The organism is Flavobacterium sp. XN-5 (assembly GCF_008033395.2).
Lineage (GTDB): Bacteria > Bacteroidota > Bacteroidia > Flavobacteriales > Flavobacteriaceae > Flavobacterium > Flavobacterium hiemivividum.
Map to the genome: position 1 here is coordinate 220,280 of NZ_VOGZ02000001.1, position 17,246 is coordinate 237,525.

Consider the following 17,246-nt stretch of genomic DNA (forward strand, 5'->3'; position numbering starts at 1 on the left):
AATGATTTTCAATAACGTAAACCCCTTTATTTAAGCTGCTTTTTGCTACATTAATATTTTTATTTAATAAAAAAACATCTATTCTACAATAACGAATTAAAACAAAATGACTTTTCAAGACCAAATCCAACAAGGAATCCCTACTATATTACCTCAACCTAAACCGTATGAAATTGACATCAACCATGCGCCTAAAAGAAAAGAAATCCTTTCGGCTGAGGAAAAAAAATTAGCGCTTCGCAATGCACTTCGCTATTTCGAACCGCAGCATCATGCCGAATTACTTCAAGAATTTAGGGACGAATTAGAAACTTATGGTCGCATTTATATGTACCGTTTCCGCCCTGAATATGAAATGAAAGCCCGGCCAATTAACACTTATCCGGGAAAATGCGAGCAGGCTAAAGCAATCATGTTAATGATTCAGAATAACTTAGACTACGCCGTTGCTCAGCATCCTCATGAATTAATTACTTATGGCGGAAACGGAGCGGTCTTTCAAAACTGGGCTCAGTACCTGTTGACCATGAAATACCTGGCAGAAATGACCGAGAACCAAACATTAACCATGTATTCTGGTCATCCCATGGGATTATTCCCTTCTCATAAAGAAGCTCCAAGAGTGGTTGTGACTAACGGAATGGTAATCCCTAATTATTCTAAACCGGATGATTGGGAGAAAATGAATGCCTTAGGCGTTTCTCAATACGGCCAAATGACTGCCGGTAGCTATATGTACATTGGGCCACAAGGAATTGTACACGGAACTACTATTACGGTTCTAAATGCTTTTCGAAAAATAAACCGCAGTCCTTCCGGAGGAGTATTCGTTACTTCTGGATTAGGCGGAATGAGTGGTGCTCAACCAAAAGCAGGAAACATCGCAGGTTGCATCACCGTTTGTGCCGAAGTCAATGCTAAAATCACTCACATTCGCCATAGTCAAGGCTGGATCAATGAAATTGTAGAAGATATTGACGAATTAGTAAAAAGAGTTACTTTGGCAAAAGCCAACAAAGAAATTATATCCATCGCCTACCTCGGAAACGTTGTTGACGTTTGGGAAAAATTTGACCAAGAAAATATTCATATCGATTTAGGAAGTGACCAAACCTCGCTTCACAATCCATGGGCGGGAGGGTATTACCCCGTTGGTATTTCTTTCGAAGAATCGAATGAAATGATGGCAAACAATCCTGATCTTTTCAAAGAAAAAGTACAAAAAACATTACGCCGTCACGCGGCTGCTATAAATAAACACACTGCCAAAGGAACTTATTTCTTTGATTATGGAAACGCTTTCCTACTAGAAGCTTCTCGCGCAGGAGCGGCAGTAATGGCTGATAATAATATCGATTTTAAGTATCCAAGCTATGTACAAGACATCATGGGACCAATGTGTTTTGATTATGGTTTTGGTCCTTTCCGTTGGGTTTGTGCCTCAGGTAAACCAGAAGATCTACAGAAAACAGACAGCATTGCTTGCGAAGTACTTGAAGAAATGGCAAAAACAGCACCTTTCGAAATTCAGCAGCAAATGCAGGATAATATTCAATGGATAAAAGGAGCGCAGGAAAATAAATTGGTTGTAGGATCACAAGCGAGAATCCTTTATGCTGATGCCGAAGGTCGCGTGCAAATTGCCGAAGCTTTTAATCAGGCTATTGCCAAAGGAGAAATTGGAACGGTTGTTCTAGGTAGAGACCACCATGACGTTTCTGGAACGGATTCTCCTTATAGAGAAACTTCAAACATCTACGATGGTTCCCGTTTCACAGCAGATATGGCTATTCAAAATGTAATTGGAGACAGCTTTAGAGGAGCTACTTGGGTATCAATTCACAATGGTGGAGGTGTTGGCTGGGGTGAGGTTATAAACGGAGGTTTTGGTATGGTTCTTGATGGATCTAAAGAAGCATCAAGACGCTTAGAATCAATGCTCTTCTGGGATGTAAACAACGGAATCTCAAGAAGAAGTTGGGCTCGAAATGAAGGAGCTGTTTTTGCTATTAAAAGAGCAATGGAGACGCAACCTTTACTAAAAGTCACACTCCCTAATATAGTAGCAGACGATCTATTGAATTTTTAAAATTTTGAGCGTAACTTTAGTGAACCATTAGCAATTAAATACTATCACCATGAAAGCAATTAAACTTCTTCCGATCTTCTTACTTTTCTTTATTGCGTCATGCAGTTCTGTACAAGTATATTCAGATTATGACTCAAAAGCCGATTTCAATCAATACAAAACCTATGCTTTCCACAAAGCAGGTATTGATAAACTACAAGTTTCAGAATTAGACAAGAAAAGGTTACTTTATGCTATTGATAACGAACTCAGTAAAAAAGGAATGACTAAAAGTGAAAATCCTGATTTACTAATCAATATCCTAACTAAAGAAAGAGAACGTATCGATGTGAATCAGTATCAGGCTGGATGGGGTTATGGCTGGGGATACGGCTGGAACCCTTATCTTTGGGGAGGACGTAATTATGTCTCTAGTTCGACAGAAGGAACGTTATACATTGATTTAATCGATGCTAAGAAAAAAGAACTAGTATGGGAAGGTGAAGGAATTGGTAATTTGACCGAGAGTCGCGATCAAAAAGAAAAACAAATCAATGAATTTGTAGCCAAAATTTTAGCCCAATATCCTCCATCAAATGTAAAAAAATAATTTTTTTTTATTCGAACTAGCCAAATAATCTATACATTTGCACTTGAAAGTCAAAAAAATGACAAATTTAACTAATATTATTATCGCTAAAATTATTATTATTCAACAATAATAGCGGAGCGTTATATAAATTAGCAAAACAAATATATTTATGAAACCTCCTATAACGGGAGGTTTTTTTTATGCCTAAAACAACAATCATGACTATATTCGAACAAGTAGTAAACGCACAAAAACAACTAGAAGGAGTTGTTGCTCCTACGCCGCTTACACAAAGCCTAAATTTATCAGACGAATTCGAATCTAATATTTTATTAAAAAGAGAGGATCTACAAATCGTTCGTTCCTACAAAATAAGAGGTGCTTACAACAAAATCAGCACTTTGACAGAGGCTGAAAAAAGCAAAGGAATAGTATGTGCTAGTGCTGGAAATCACGCTCAAGGAGTCGCTTATTCTTGTAATTTACTAAAAATAAAAGGCAAGATTTACATGCCAAAAACGACACCCAAACAAAAGATAAAGCAAGTACAATTATTTGGGAAATCCTTTGTCGAAATTGTACTTATAGGAGATACATTTGACGATGCCAATGCAAAAGCAGCAGAAGACTCTAAACAAAATAACATCACATTCGTCCATCCCTTTGACGACATACAAGTAATTGCAGGACAAGGCACTGTGGGTTTAGAGATTTTAGAATCTTTCAAAGAGACTATAGACTATGTTTTTGTTCCAATTGGAGGTGGCGGATTAGCCTCTGGTCTTTCGCAAGTATTCCAGGAATTGAGTCCCAAGACAAAAATTATAGGAGTCGAACCTGAAGGCGCTCCTTCTATGAAAACCTCAATTGCAAATGGAAAAAATACTGCATTAGACAGCATCGATAAATTTGTGGATGGTGCTGCAGTAAAGCAGGTGGGCAACTTGACTTTTGAAATATGTCAAAAAAACCTATCCGATATTATATTAGTTCCCGAAGGAAAAGTGTGCACCACTATTTTGCGATTGTACAATGAAGAAGCCATGGTTGTAGAACCTGCAGGCGCACTAACCATTGCGGCATTGGATTTTTACAAGGACAAAATAAAAGGTAAAAACGTGGTTTGCGTAGTCAGCGGAAGTAACAACGACATCGAGCGAACTGCCGAAATAAAAGAGCGTTCCTTATTATATGAAGGACTCATGCATTATTTCATGATTGAGTTTCCGCAACGTCCCGGTTCCTTAAAGGAATTTGTAAATGATATCCTTGGCCCCGATGATGATATAACCTATTTCCAGTTTACAAAGAAAAACAGCCGCGAGGTAGGCCCGGCCGTTGTAGGTCTCGAATTAAAGAATAAAAACGACCTTGTCGCAATCAAAAACAAAATGACATATAAGGGATTTGAATTTAAATACCTTAATGAAAAACAAGGTTTATTCACCCAATTAATTGGATAAAACAATTTCCCTTTCCTAATTTAACGCATACCTTTACAAAGGCTTTTTTACACATAATTATGACAACCCTTACCGACATAAAAAATATAGAAGATATCAAATTAATGGTTGATGCCTTCTACTCCAAGGTTCAAAAAGACGAATTCATTGGTCCTATTTTCAATGAAAAAATAGCGAATCGCTGGCCTGAGCATTTAGAAAAAATGTATCGGTTTTGGCAAACTATCCTACTCGAAGTACACAGTTATTCGGGTAGTCCGTTTCCACCGCACAAACAATTACCCATTACCAAGGAGCACTTTGATCGCTGGATGGAAATTTTCACCGAAACCGTAGATGTACTATTTATTGGCGTTGTTGCTGATGAGGCAAAATTACGCGCCAGAAACATGGCTGAAATGTTCAATTACAAGATTGACTATTTCAGAAATGCCGAAAGAAACAACTCAACGCACTAATCATATATCTAAACCTAATTTAGGCTACTTACCATGCATAAACTTCTAATTGGACTTTTCTCCATTTCCTTACTTTTTTCTTGTTCGAATATAAAACAAGCCACTCAAACCAATTTATCACCTAGTTTAAAATTCATCAATTCAATTGAAATTCCGTACAACCAGAATTTCAAGGAGACTAAAATTGGCGGACTTTCCGGTATTGATTACGATAAAAAACAGGATATTTATTACCTAATTAGCGATGAGCGGTCACAAGTAAACCCTTCAAGATTCTATACCGCAAAGATCCACTTGAAAAACGACGAACTCCAAGCTATCGATTTTCAGGAAACGAATACACTGAAAAATCAAGAAGGTAAGATTTTTGGCAATTGGTTGAGCACTCCAGAAACTTCTGCCGATCCTGAGGACATTCGATACAATCCGAAAAAGAAGTCTTTAATTTGGAGTAGTGAAGGCGCTCGCGTACTTTCTACCGATAAGAACGTTTTACAAAATCCTTCAATTTCCTTTATGGATTTGAAAGGTAATTATCAGAACCAAGTGTCTTTGCCTTCTAATTTAGAAATGCAAAAAGAAGAAAAAGGTCCCCGAAATAATGGAACATTAGAAGGAATCACTTTCGACAAAAATTACAAAAATATTTACACAGTTGTAGAAGAACCGCTTTATGACGATGGTGACAAAGCCACCGTGGAAAAAGGGGGCTTGATTCGTTTTTACAAATTCAATGTAAAAACCAAAAAAAACACAGCCCAATACACGTACCAACTCGAAGCCATTGCTAAAGCACCCAATCCTAAAGATGGTTTTGCCGTAAACGGTGTGTCTGCTATTCAATATTATAGCGAAGACCAGCTATTGGTCGTGGAACGTTCCTACTCTGTAGGAACACAGGCTTGCACGGTAAAAGTTTTTTTATGTGATTTATCGAAAGCGACTGATGTAAAAGATATTGCTTCTTTGCAAAATCAATCAATTGAAGTTGCTTCTAAAAAGCTAATCCTAAACATGGATGATTTAGGGATTTTTATCGATAATATCGAAGGAGTAACTTTTGGTCCAAAGTTATCTAACGGCAAGCAATCGTTGCTTTTTGTCTCGGATGACAACTTCTCTGATAAGCAAAAAACGCAGATGTTGCTGTTTGAAGTGAACTAGAAAATCTTTTTCATGCTCTAAAAAACGCACAAACTTGTCATCCTATTTTTGCAATCATCATGCAATATCTAGTGTCTAATTAGCAAACAACTCCACTAGCCCCGAGTGAAAAGGAAAGCATTTTATAACAAAAGCCTTGTTTTGTTGTTCTAAAAAAGCGACTGGAAGAAGCTCTTTTTAGGGCTTACAAAAACGGCTTTTTTTGTAAAATCTTGTAATGAAAAGCGGGAAATAGCTCCTTAAAGTTGTACTTTTGCAGTATAACTACAACGTTTTCGACATGAAACCAACTATTGAAAGTAATCCTTTATTAGACAGATTGCCAAAGCACTTGAAGCAATTTATTAAACCTCAAGATTATAGCGATTACACACCTATAAATCAAGCGGTTTGGCGATACGTGATGCGCAAAAACGTGGATTACCTTTCAAAAGTAGCTCATAGCTCGTACTTGGATGGATTAAAAAAAACAGGAATAGAAATCGACAATATCCCGAGTATGTACGGCATGAACCGTATTCTGACCGAAATAGGTTGGGCTGCAGTAGCAGTTGACGGATTTATTCCGCCCAATGCTTTCATGGAGTTTCAGGCTTATAATGTACTTGTTATTGCATCAGATATTCGTCAACTCGAACATATAGAATACACGCCAGCACCAGATATTATTCATGAAGGCGCGGGTCATGCCCCAATCATCGCCAATCCAGAATATGCGGAATACTTGCGTCGTTTTGGAGAAATAGGCTGTAAAGCGATATCATCCGATAAGGATTACCAAATGTATGAAGCAATCCGATTACTTTCGATCGTGAAAGAAGCCGAAGATACACCACAGGCAACTATTGATGAGGCCGAAAAAGCGGTTGAAGATTTGCAAAACAATATGGGTGAACTCTCAGAAATGGCACAAATAAGAAATCTGCACTGGTGGACTGTGGAATATGGATTAATAGGAACTGTTGAAAACCCTAAAATTTATGGAGCCGGTTTGCTATCTTCAATTGGAGAAAGTGCTCATTGCATGACGGATCAAGTGGAGAAAATTCCTTATGATATTACTGCTGCCCAAAAAAGTTTTGATATTACAAAGCTACAACCTCAGCTTTACGTCACTCCAACTTTTGCTTATTTAAATTTGATTTTAGAGGAATTTGCAAGTAAAATGGCACTGCGTACCGGCGGACTATCAGGAATAGAAAAATTAGTTAATTCGACTGCTTTAGGTACAATAGAATTAAGTACTGGCTTACAAATTTCGGGCGTTTTTACAAATGTAATTCAGCACGAGGGGAAAGCAATATACATCCAAACTACAGGAAAAACAGCTTTGGCTTCTCGCGAAAAAGAATTGGTAGGTCATGGAACGGCAACTCATGCTGAAGGTTTTGGTAGTCCAATTGGAAAACTGAAGGGCATCAATTTAGCGATTGAAGACATGAGCCCGAAAGACTTAAGCGCCTACAATATCACCGAAAGCAACAGTGTGAAACTGGAATTTGAAGGAGATATTACCGTTGAAGGAGAAATCATTACTGGTTCTAGAAACTTACAAGGAGAAATTATCCTAATTCGTTTTAAAAACTGTACTGTAACGCATGGCGAAACGATTTTATTCCAACCAGATTGGGGCGTTTATGACATGGCAGTGGGTAAGAAAGTAGTTTCTGCTTTTTCTGGCCCAGCTGATGCAAATAGCTTTGACTTGATTACACATATGCCTTCCAGCACCACAATTAAGGCAAAACACACTGCGGAACGCGATGACTTAGAGGTTTTATACCAAATGGTAAGAATAATTAGAGAATCGAAAGATATCTACGCTTCTTTCGCGCCTATTTTTCAAAAACTAAAAACAGATCATCCTAAAGATTGGCTACTTGCTGTTGAAATCGCCGAACTCCTTAAAGACAGAAACGAGACTCAACAACTGGATGAAGTTTTGAATTACCTTGAAAATTTAAAAATAAAGAGACCGGAAGTAACACATTTGATTACTGGAGGACTGGACTTGATTTTTCATAAAGAAAACGTATAAACTCAAAGCCAAGATTCATACTATTAAAAAACAAAACCGCCAATTCGCAATGATTTCCTTTGCGAATTGGCGGTTCTTTATTTTAAAGCTAAAATTATTACAGCTTTATTTGTTGGTCTAGTTCAACATCGCTTTTTATTACTTTTCCCTCGTATTTTAAAGTCCACCCTAAATTACTCGTCGTTATCAACAGCTTAGATAATTCACTTATGAGTCGGTTTTGAGCATTGCTCTTAAGCGAAGATTTCTCTATTTTCTTAGCTAAATTTGCTTTAACCGATTTGTTTATTTTATTGTAATCATCACCCGTAAACGGATTTAATCTACTTTGTTCAACATCATAGATTTTAATATCTGGATTGATCTTTATTTCTTCCTTCGGAATATAAACGATTGAAATTGTTTTGTTAGCTTCGTCGATATCATATTTCATTTTATGTAAATCGTAAGCAACTGTAACTTCTGCATTAACGACAATCACTGCTTTTTTATCAAATGAAACAATACCCATCAGGTATTTTTCCTTATTTTTATAGGTAACGACTTCGGCAAAATGCCCCTCGGTAACGATAAGCTTACCAACGTTTAAAATTTGCTGTTGTATCAAGCCAGCGCTATCCATCGTGGTCGAATCATCCTCTTTTTTGAATTCGCAATATTTAAACATCAGCACCACCGCTAATATCAACCCTATAAAAATAAGTAATCTTCTAAGCATAATTAAAATTTCATGAATGAATATTGAGAGCCCAATTTAACGATTTTATCCCTTAATTTAGCTTCAAATTTTTGATGACTCTCTGAATTTGGGTTAAATGGTTTATGAGATAAGCTTTTCTGGATTATTTCAACTTCCTCCATTGTTGCCAGTGCCGTTTCTAAAATGTTTGTTTCCTTGAAACGTTTCCAAATGTAATCAATTGCAACTTGATTTGGGTGCAACATGTCTTCGGCATAAAACCGATAATCACGAAGCTCATCCATCATGATTTCGTAGGAAGGGAAATAATTTAGGATTTCAGATTTAGGTTTTAGGATTTGTTGTATTGCGGCGATTAAACTGGATTTACTCCATTGATTTTCTACAAAACCGTCTTTGATGTGTCGCACTGGAGAAACCGTGAAAATAATTTTTACTTCTGGATTTATAGACTGAATTAAATCAATTGTTTTTTGGATGCTATTGTGAATTACGTCTGTACTTAACAATTGCTTTTCAAACTGTTTTTGAGGTACTTTATGGCAATTAGCAACAATTTCATTGCTTTCAATATTTCGATAAACCCAGCCTGTTCCGTAGGTTATAATGACGTGTGTTACTTCAGTTAGTTGTTTCTGTGTTGATTGAATAATCCCATTCAAAACAGCTAACAACTCAATTGGATCAGCATTGCTTAAATCAGAATGCGCATTATAAAAATGCCAGCGTTCATTGTGAAAAAAAATATCAGCTTCAGTGAAGATCTTTTTTTCCACTGCATATGAAATAAGTTTTTCGATCGCTAGTGGATGAAACAAAATCCCGAATGGATTACAGGAATTTTGGAATTTAAAATAGTCCAATTTCTCAGCCATATTTACTGCGAAACATGATCCCAAAGACATAATTTTCGAATAATAATTTATCGGACTGTTGGTCTTTTTAATGGGTATTTGAGTTCTGAACTGCATCTTGTATTATTTATTCAAACGTACTAGTCTATTAATAAAAATATTCTGACTTTAAATAACCTGTATTTCCAGTTGTATTTTCGTTGATTTGCACAGAAGGATAATCGTCTGTGTCGTATTCAAAAGTACTTTTATATAATCTAGCTGAAGATATGATTTGGTCAAATGCATTTGTAGTGCTATTCTCCACAACACTGATTACGCTATTATTAATAGACATCAACTGGTTCTGATCTACTAATTTGTCAAACCCTAAAATACTGTGCATTGGATTCTTTTTAGAATCGTACTCAAAACTCAGGTTTTCAGTTGTTACGACGCCAACTGCAGTATCATCTAAAGTACGCTTGTCTTTTATTAAATTACCATCCTTAAAGGAGATAATTCCATGATATAATTTAACTTCTTGATTCTTGGCATTTAAAGTAAATCTCTCATAAACTACTGTTCCATCAGTATTATGAACGAAATTAATCCAATAGTTATCAGAAGATTTAACACTAATTAATTTTTCGTTTTCATATTTATAATCAACTGCAATTATAGATTGGTCACTTTTGTTTTTTGTAATAATTTTAGAGATTAATCCATTTGTATAGGTATAATTAAGCTCCTGTTTCCCATTCTCTGCTTTTACAATTTCATTTCCATTGTATGTGAACAAAGTCGTAACAGATGAACCGTCCTCAGTAGTTTCAATTAGTTTTGTCAACAATTTAGCATTGCCGTTTTTATCATTTGCGCAGGAATAAAACACAAACAACATAGCCGCTAAAACCCAAAATACATTTGCTTTTTTCATTTCGAATAATTAAAAAAGTGTCACTGAAAAACAGAACTGGTATGATTTTATTTACAATGTAAAGGTAACAAAAATCCATTCCCAGAAACACTTCCCAACTAAAAATCAATGAATTACATTACAAAATCTATCGCTTTAGCTAAAGCCTCAGGAATTCCGGCTGCATTTTTTCCTCCTGCGGTAGCAAAGAAAGGCTGCCCGCCTCCTCCACCTTGGATGTATTTTCCTAATTCGCGGACTACTTGTCCAGCATTCAATTTTTTATCAGCAACTAGTTCTTTAGAAATATAACAACTTAACATTGGTTTTCCTTCTTCGGCTGTAGCCAAAACTAAAAACACATTAGTTCCCAAGTTCCCTAAATCATAAGCCAAATCTTTAGCGCCTTCCGGATTAAGATCCACTTGGACTGCTAGAAACTGAACGCCATTAACTTCTTGGACTTGCGTCATCAACTCTGCTTTTAATCCTTTTGCTTTGTCTTTAATTAATTGCTCAATTTGCTTTTTTAATTTTGCATTTTCATCCTGAAGTGCTACAACGGCTTTGATAGTATCTTGTGGATTCTTTAACATCAATTTGATTTCGCTCAACAATTCTTCTTGCGATGCATAGAATTTTTTCACTGCGTCACTAGTAATTGCTTCAATACGACGAATTCCCGCCGCAACAGCGCCTTCAGAAACAATCTTAAAATGCCAAATTTCAGCGGTATTATTAACGTGTATTCCACCGCACAATTCCATACTGTTTCCAAATTTTATGGCACGTACATTATCTCCATATTTTTCACCAAACAAAGCCATTGCACCTTCGTCTAACGCTTGTTGAATAGGAATACTTCTTCTTTCGATTAATGGCAATTGCTCTTGGATTCTTGCATTAACAAAGTCTTCTACTTGTTGTAATTCTTCATCAGTTACTTTTGAAAAGTGTGAGAAGTCAAAACGCAAATTATTTGGATTTACCAATGATCCTTTTTGCTCTACATGCGTTCCTAAAATGGTACGCAAAGCTTCGTGCATTAAATGCGTTGCTGAGTGATTTTTGGAAGACAATCCTCTTAAATCAGTATTCACCTTAGCAACAAAACTAGCATTTACATTTTCAGGTAATTGCTTCGCAAAATGCAAAATCAAGTTATTTTCTTTCTTAGTATCTATAATTTCAATCGTCTCGTTTGCCGAAACTAAAATTCCTTTATCTCCCACTTGTCCTCCACCTTCTGGGTAGAAAGGTGTCGCATCTAGAACGATTTGGTATAGTACGCCATCTTTTTTAGAATCTACTTTACGAATACGAGTTATCTTTACTTCATTTTCGACTTGGTCATAACCTACGAAACTTTCAACATTTCCATCAACCAAAACCTTCCAGTCATCAGTAGAAACTTCTGAGGCAGCACGAGAACGTGATTTTTGTTCTTGCATGGCTTTATCAAAACCAACTTCGTCTAATTCATATCCTTTTTCTCTAAGAATCAAAGCCGTTAAATCAATTGGAAAACCGAAAGTGTCGTACAATTCGAATGCTTTAGCTCCATTTACTTCTTTTCCTTTAGTTTCAGAAATTACTTTGTCTAACAATTGTAATCCTTGGTCCAAAGTTCGTAAGAAAGAAGCTTCCTCCTCACGAATCACATTAGTAACCAATGCTTGTTGTTTTTTGATTTCTGGAAAAAACTCACCCATTTGGTCAGCTAAAACAGCAACTAATTGATAGATAAATGGTTCTTTGGTATCCAAAAAAGTAAAACCGTAACGTATCGCACGACGCAAAATACGACGAATTACATATCCTGCTCCAGTATTAGAAGGCAATTGTCCATCGGCAATAGCGAAAGCTACCGCACGCACGTGATCGACAATAACACGAATCGCAATATTGGTTTTATTTTGTTCTTCAGATTCTTCACTATCGTCTAGAATGACCGAGTTAGGTGTATATTTCAAGCCTGTAATTTCCTCCACTTTTTCGATAAGCGGCGTAAACACATCTGTATCATAGTTTGAAGTTACATCTTGCATCGCCATACACAAACGCTCAAATCCCATTCCGGTATCTACGTGTTTAGCTGGTAGTTTTTCAAGAGAACCATCGGCTTTACGGTTGAATTCCATAAATACGTTATTCCATATCTCGACTACCTGTGGATGATCAGCGTTGACCAAGCTTCTACCTGAAACTGCAGCTCTTTCTTCGTCAGTACGCAAATCGACATGAATTTCAGAGCAAGGTCCGCAGGGTCCTTGATCTCCCATTTCCCAGAAATTGTCTTTTTTGTTACCAAGGATGATGCGATCTTCGGGAACGAATTGTTTCCAAATATCAAAAGCTTCCTGATCGAAAGGCACATTCTCAGCTTCGTTTCCTTCAAAAACGGAAACGTACAAACGGTCTTTGTCTAATTTTAAGACTTCGGTTAAGAATTCCCAAGCCCAAGGCAAGGCTTCTTTTTTGAAATAATCTCCAAAAGACCAGTTTCCTAGCATTTCGAACATCGTATGGTGATAGGTATCAAAACCAACGTCTTCTAAATCATTATGTTTTCCTGAAACACGAAGACATTTTTGAGTGTCGGCAATTCTATTGCTTTTTGGCGTGGCATTACCTAAAAAATATTCTTTAAACTGTGCCATCCCTGAGTTATTGAACATCAAAGTGGGATCATCTTTAAGAACTATTGGTGCCGAAGGAACGATTAAATGTCCTTTGCTTTGAAAAAAGTCTAAAAATTGTTTACGTACGTCTTGTGATTTCATTGTTTTTATTTAAATATTTAAAGATTCAAAAATTTAAAGATTTTTTCAATCTTCAAATCATTTACTCTTTTAATTTCTTTTGCCCCAGATAGTAGTGGAAAGCTTCGAAGTTTTGAAATCTATTTTTTCATGTGGTGGCAGAGCGACCCAGGAAGCTCCTGCCAGCGCAGCAGAAAAAAAGATTTCAAGACGAGAACTTGAAACAAATAGCTGGGAAAGGCACATTATTATATTTATTATTGAAAAAACGCGGGAACAAATGAAACATTTATTAAATTTGTTCAAACTGCATTATACAAGGTGCAAAAATAGGGTATTTTAAAATATGGCGAAAGTAAAATATTATTACGATTCGGAAAATCTGGCTTATCGAAAAATAAAAACAAAAAAAAGAAAGAAATTCGGTTTTATTGTCTTGTTTTTAGTGGCCTCAGCCTTGTTTGGTTCATTAAGTTTCCTAATATTGTTAAACACGCCTTACTTCGACACACCAAAAGATAGATTGATGCAGCGAGAAATTGAAAACTTAAAGCTGAATTATGCCGTATTAAACAGAAAAATAGACCAACTTGACAATGTAATTGAAGCAATTGAAAAGCGGGATAATAATTTATACAGAACCTATTTTAATACCTCACCCATACCAGAAGAGGAACGAAAAGCAGGATATAGTGGAGATGATCGCTATGCTGCATTACAAGGATTTGATAACACACAGCTGGTACTTAATACCACCAAAAGAGTAGATGTTCTTACAAAAGAATTGGCAATACAATCGGAATCGCTGGATTACATTTTAAAACTGGCGAAAGAGAAAAATAAATTATTGTCTGCCATTCCTGCCATTCAGCCTGTCAGGAACGAAAATTTAAAAAGTATGGCCTCAGGTTTTGGATATCGCACTGATCCATTTACTAAAGCACGTAAAATGCATGAGGGTATGGACTTTACGGCTAAAGTAGGGACGCCTATTTTTGCAACTGGTGACGGGGTGATCTCACAAGCAGATAATAGGGCGTCTGGTTACGGGAATCATATTGTCATTAGGCATGGTTATGGATATGAAACTTTATATGCCCATTTGAGCAAATACAATTCTAAAGCAGGACAAAGAGTAAAACGTGGCGACATTATAGGTTATGTGGGAAGCACGGGACGATCCGAAGGTCCCCATTTGCATTATGAAGTTCACAAAGACGGTAAAGTCGTCAATCCGCTTAATTTTTATTATGGAAATATTTCGGCAGTGGAGTATGTTGCTATTTCGAAACTAGCCAACCAAGAGAACCAGTCTCTGGATTAAAATGCTCTGTATCTGTTTGAAAAATTGAGTCATAAATGTTCATTTGAAAAAGTAAAAAAAATATTATATGCATATTGAGCTATCTAAAGATAAAAGATATTACAGCATTGGCGAGATTGCCAAAGCTTTTAATGTAAATGCTTCCCTGATTCGTTTCTGGGATAGTGAGTTTGATATCCTTAAGCCAAAGAAAAACGCTAAGGGAAATAGAATGTTTACCCCTGAAGATGTAACTAACTTGCAACTTATTTATCACCTGGTAAAAGAAAGAGGATTCACATTAGAAGGAGCTAAAACGCATTTGAAAGAAGGACAAAAGAAAACATTGGATAAATTTGAAATTATTCGAAAATTAGAAACCATTAGAACACAATTAACAAATATTAAAAATCAACTTTAAATTAAACAAACATGAAAAGATTTTTGCCTTGGATTATCGGAGCCGTAGTTATATTCGGAATTTACAGCTATGTTAAAGGAATAAATAATACTGCTGTTGTATATGAGCAGGGAATTAAAGAAGCTTGGGGTAATGTTCAAACTTCTTACCAAAGAAGAAATGACTTAATTGGAAACTTAGTAAAAACTGTACAAGGAGCAGCTGAATTTGAAAAAAGTACTTTGACTGCGGTTATTGAAGCACGTGCCAAAGCGACTGCGGTTACAGTTGACCCAACTAATATCACCCCAGAACAATTAGCACAATTTAACCAAGCTCAAAGCGGTGTAAGCAGCTCTCTATCTCGATTATTGGTTAGTGTGGAACGTTACCCTGATTTAAAAGCCAACCAAAACTTCTTGAAATTACAGGACGAATTGGCAAGTACCGAAAATCAAATTCTTACTGCTAGAACACGTTTCAACGAAGCGGTGAAACCGTACAATAATCATATCAAAGTTTTCCCAAATTCAGTTTTTGCAGGAATGTTTGGATTTAAGGAAAAACCATATTTTGAAGCTGTAGCAGGTGCTGAAAAACCGGTTGAAGTACAATTCTAAAAAACGATTTCAGATATTTGATTAACGTCTCGAAGTTTCGGGACGTTAATCTTCATTCAAAAAAAAATACAATGTCAAAAGTAGAAGATTTTTTATCCAAAGAAGAAGAGCAAGAGATTGTGGAAGCTATTCGAATGGCCGAAAAAAACATCTCTGGAGAAATTAGGGTTCATTTAGAAAAAACAACCGCGTTAGATGTTTATGATCGTGCTTTGGAAGTTTTTAATGAATTGAAAATGGATGAAACCCAACTAAAAAATGGGGTTTTAATTTATCTTGCCGTTGAAGACAAAACATTTGTGATTTGCGGAGATTATGGGATTAATGATGTCGTTGCTAATGATTTTTGGGACAGTACCAAGGAGGTTATGGTTGCTCATTTTAAAAATGGCAATTACAAACAAGGTCTTGTTGACGGAATTCTAATCGCTGGAGAACAATTAAAAAAACATTTCCCTTGGTCAGAAGATGACACGAATGAATTATCAAACGAAATCTCAAAAGGCTAATATGATCATATCTAAATTAAATAGCTCCCTTTATTTTAAATTACTTGTTTGCTTTTTTGTTACTCAATTGGGCTTCGCACAATATACCATACCGGAAAAACCTACTTTAGCCACTTCAGTTTACGACTATGCTAATCTTTTAAGCTCGACTGAAAAACTTCAACTAGAAGAAAAACTAATCAAATATTCTGATTCTACCACAACTCAAATTGTAGTAATTACTATTGAAAGTCTAAAAGGAGAAGATGTAAGCCAGCTAGCGACTAACTGGGCACAAACTTGGGGAATTGGCCAGGCCAAAGAAGACAATGGAGTTATAATTCTGGTTTCTAAAACAGATCGAAAAATTGCAATAAATCCTGGTTACGGACTTGAAGATCGCTTAACGGCAGGAATTGGCGGCGAAATCATTAGAAATATAATTACTCCTGAATTTAAATCTGGTAGTTACTACAATGGCCTTGACAAAGGAACCGATGCCTTGATTGATGTTTTTAAAGGCAAATACAAAGGAGAAAGAAAACAGAAAACCAAAGAGAAAGGCTTCCCAATATTACCCTTCATTATTATTATCGTTATTATCCTAGTTCTTATTTCTAAAAATAAAGGCGGAGGTGGCGGAGGTAATTCTGGAAATAGTGGTGGTTTTGGACCAAGCTTACTAGATGTAATTATTTTAAGTAGTCTTGGCCGTGGTGGCGGAGGCGGTGGTTTTGGCGGTGGATCTTCTGGAGGAGGATTTGGCGGCGGCGGATTCGGTGGTGGATTTGGCGGCGGCGGATTTTCAGGAGGAGGTTCAAGCGGAAGCTGGTAAAAAATATTCACAATAGACAATCATAAAAAAAGCTGCGATTTGCAGCTTTTTTTATGGGCACTTCTATTTCATTTAGCAAAATCAAATATAACCCGCCATAATCCAATTCTTATTCACATATAGCTAATCGTACCTTTTTCGGCTAACTACTTATTTATAAACTGATTATCATTTAGTTAACTTTCATTTCTAACTATTAATCGTAAATTTAATAGAAAAAGCCATAAAAAATTTTGCAATACTACTCGTGTGGATTACCACAGTATTTGTTTTTATTTTTGCAGGTTTATCTCAAACAAACATTGCATTCACTATTTCCATAAGCTTACTAATCTTTGGCGTCTTATTAATTTTATTTATGGTATACGCCGTGCTCACTGATAAGTATACCACTACAAAAACGTTTAAAGATTGGTATGAAGACCATTCTATGGACACTTTAGATGATTCGAGATTAACTTTTAAAGAACGTACTACTACCGATTTTGACTAAATAATCAATATTGCACTAAGATATATCTTGCGAATTCCAATCGACAATTGTCATTAATAATACGAATAGAGAGTAGGAATAAAAACTAGATTTTCAAAAAGTTAAACCCA

Annotated in this window: 16 protein-coding genes; 12 read left to right on the plus strand and 4 right to left on the minus strand. The window is 36.1% G+C overall.

Annotated features, from left to right (window positions below):
• The first annotated feature begins 106 nt into the window (after nucleotides 1–106).
• From FQU23_RS00965 to FQU23_RS00990, 6 genes are all read left to right on the plus strand, one after another.
• A complete protein-coding gene (locus FQU23_RS00965; RefSeq protein ID WP_147672201.1) occupies nucleotides 107–2,089 on the plus strand; it encodes a urocanate hydratase in 1,983 nt (660 codons plus the stop codon).
• A 49-nt stretch (nucleotides 2,090–2,138) separates the two neighbouring features.
• Nucleotides 2,139–2,678 (plus strand): DUF4136 domain-containing protein, encoded by a 540-nt coding sequence (locus FQU23_RS00970; protein WP_132108305.1) that lies wholly within the window; start codon nucleotides 2,139–2,141, stop codon nucleotides 2,676–2,678.
• A gap of 200 nt (nucleotides 2,679–2,878) precedes the next feature.
• Nucleotides 2,879–4,123: a threonine ammonia-lyase IlvA gene (gene ilvA, locus FQU23_RS00975; protein WP_147672202.1), complete on the plus strand. Its 1,245-nt coding sequence runs from the start codon at nucleotides 2,879–2,881 to the stop codon at nucleotides 4,121–4,123.
• A 59-nt stretch (nucleotides 4,124–4,182) separates the two neighbouring features.
• Nucleotides 4,183–4,581: a group III truncated hemoglobin gene (locus FQU23_RS00980; RefSeq protein ID WP_147672203.1), complete on the plus strand. Its 399-nt coding sequence runs from the start codon at nucleotides 4,183–4,185 to the stop codon at nucleotides 4,579–4,581.
• Between the two features lie 33 nt (nucleotides 4,582–4,614).
• Nucleotides 4,615–5,745 (plus strand): esterase-like activity of phytase family protein, encoded by a 1,131-nt coding sequence (locus FQU23_RS00985; protein ID WP_147672204.1) that lies wholly within the window; start codon nucleotides 4,615–4,617, stop codon nucleotides 5,743–5,745.
• 280 nt (nucleotides 5,746–6,025) lie between these two features.
• Entirely contained in the window at nucleotides 6,026–7,783 is a 1,758-nt protein-coding gene (locus FQU23_RS00990) for an aromatic amino acid hydroxylase (RefSeq protein ID WP_147672205.1), read from the plus strand.
• A gap of 97 nt (nucleotides 7,784–7,880) precedes the next feature.
• On the opposite strand, the gene FQU23_RS00995 is transcribed toward FQU23_RS00990, so the two are convergent.
• From FQU23_RS00995 to alaS, 4 genes are all read right to left on the minus strand, one after another.
• Nucleotides 7,881–8,501: a DUF4230 domain-containing protein gene (locus tag FQU23_RS00995; RefSeq protein ID WP_147672206.1), complete on the minus strand. Its 621-nt coding sequence runs from the start codon at nucleotides 8,499–8,501 to the stop codon at nucleotides 7,881–7,883.
• A gap of 2 nt (nucleotides 8,502–8,503) precedes the next feature.
• A complete protein-coding gene (locus FQU23_RS01000; RefSeq protein WP_147672207.1) occupies nucleotides 8,504–9,454 on the minus strand; it encodes a GSCFA domain-containing protein in 951 nt (316 codons plus the stop codon).
• A gap of 31 nt (nucleotides 9,455–9,485) precedes the next feature.
• Nucleotides 9,486–10,256 (minus strand): hypothetical protein, encoded by a 771-nt coding sequence (locus FQU23_RS01005; protein ID WP_147672208.1) that lies wholly within the window; start codon nucleotides 10,254–10,256, stop codon nucleotides 9,486–9,488.
• Between the two features lie 113 nt (nucleotides 10,257–10,369).
• Nucleotides 10,370–13,018 carry an alanine--tRNA ligase gene (gene alaS, locus FQU23_RS01010; RefSeq protein WP_147672209.1) on the minus strand — a complete coding sequence of 883 codons (2,649 nt, stop codon included), beginning with the start codon at nucleotides 13,016–13,018 and terminating at the stop codon, nucleotides 10,370–10,372.
• Nucleotides 13,019–13,343: 325 nt separating this feature from the next.
• Between alaS and FQU23_RS01015 the strand changes: the two genes are divergently transcribed.
• The 6 genes from FQU23_RS01015 (at nucleotide 13,344) to FQU23_RS16285 (ending at nucleotide 17,136) form a co-directional block, all read left to right on the plus strand.
• Nucleotides 13,344–14,321, plus strand: coding sequence for a M23 family metallopeptidase (locus tag FQU23_RS01015; protein WP_147672210.1), 978 nt, complete (start codon nucleotides 13,344–13,346; stop codon nucleotides 14,319–14,321).
• A 67-nt stretch (nucleotides 14,322–14,388) separates the two neighbouring features.
• Entirely contained in the window at nucleotides 14,389–14,721 is a 333-nt protein-coding gene (locus FQU23_RS01020) for a MerR family transcriptional regulator (RefSeq protein ID WP_007137763.1), read from the plus strand.
• A gap of 11 nt (nucleotides 14,722–14,732) precedes the next feature.
• A complete protein-coding gene (locus FQU23_RS01025; RefSeq protein WP_147672211.1) occupies nucleotides 14,733–15,320 on the plus strand; it encodes a LemA family protein in 588 nt (195 codons plus the stop codon).
• Nucleotides 15,321–15,391: 71 nt separating this feature from the next.
• Nucleotides 15,392–15,829: a TPM domain-containing protein gene (locus FQU23_RS01030; protein ID WP_147672212.1), complete on the plus strand. Its 438-nt coding sequence runs from the start codon at nucleotides 15,392–15,394 to the stop codon at nucleotides 15,827–15,829.
• Nucleotide 15,830: 1 nt separating this feature from the next.
• Nucleotides 15,831–16,643, plus strand: coding sequence for a TPM domain-containing protein (locus FQU23_RS01035; RefSeq protein ID WP_147672213.1), 813 nt, complete (start codon nucleotides 15,831–15,833; stop codon nucleotides 16,641–16,643).
• A gap of 358 nt (nucleotides 16,644–17,001) precedes the next feature.
• Nucleotides 17,002–17,136 carry a hypothetical protein gene (locus tag FQU23_RS16285; protein WP_262887261.1) on the plus strand — a complete coding sequence of 45 codons (135 nt, stop codon included), beginning with the start codon at nucleotides 17,002–17,004 and terminating at the stop codon, nucleotides 17,134–17,136.
• The last annotated feature ends 110 nt before the right edge of the window (nucleotides 17,137–17,246 follow it).